Below are 831 nucleotides of genomic sequence, written 5' to 3'. Positions count from 1 at the left end.
GGGCGCCGCCGCCCCGAGCTGCGTGGCCGGCCGGTGATCGTCGGCGGCGTCGGCCCGCGCGGCGTGGTCAGCTCGGCCAGTTACGAGGCCCGCCGGTACGGCGTACGCAGCGCGATGCCGACCAGCCAGGCCCGGGCCCGCTGCCCGCACGCGGTGTACCTGCCACCGGACTTCTCCGCGTACTCGGCCGCCTCCCGGGCCGTCATGCAGATCTTCCGGGACGTCACGCCGCTGGTCGAGCCGCTCTCCCTCGACGAGGCGTTCCTCGACGTGACCGGCGCCCGGCGGCTCTTCGGTTCGCCGGCCACCATCGCCCGGCTGATCCGTCGCCGGGTCGCCGACGAGCAGGCGCTGACCTGCTCGGTCGGGGTGGCGCCGACCAAGTTCGTGGCCAAGCTGGGTTCCACCCGGGCCAAGCCGGACGGCCTGCTGGTCGTGCCTCCGGCGCAGGTGCTCGACTTCCTGCACCCGCTGCCGGTGGACGCCCTGTGGGGGGTGGGGGAGCGGGCCGCGGAGGCGCTGCGCAAGCTCGGCCTGGCCACCGTCGGCGACCTCGCCGAGGCGCCGGTGGGCATGCTCCGTCGAGCCGTCGGTGCCGCCTCGGCGTCGCACCTGCATGAGCTGGCCTGGGGTCGCGACCCGCGCGGGGTCAGCCCCGAGCACGTCGACAAGTCGATCGGCGCCGAGGTGACCTTCGACGTCGACGTGGCCGACCCGTTGGAGATCCGCCGCGCGTTGCTCGCGCTCAGCGCTAAGGTCGGCGTCCGGTTACGCGGCTCCGGCCAGGTGGGGCGCACCGTCTCGCTCAAGGTCCGGCTGGCCGACTTCCGC

Annotated in this window: 1 protein-coding gene; it reads left to right on the top strand. The window is 75.1% G+C overall.

The window, feature by feature from the left end; all coding sequences use genetic code 11:
* A partial coding sequence (dinB, locus tag KBX53_RS34530; protein ID WP_210863984.1) for a DNA polymerase IV occupies window positions 1-831 on the top strand: 831 nt, incomplete at both ends.

This window comes from Micromonospora sp. M51, from assembly GCF_018070305.1.
Classification (GTDB): Bacteria; Actinomycetota; Actinomycetes; order Mycobacteriales; family Micromonosporaceae; genus Micromonospora; species Micromonospora parva.
The sequence above is the reverse complement of the archived record's forward strand: the minus strand, read 5'-3'. Positions and strand labels throughout refer to the sequence as shown.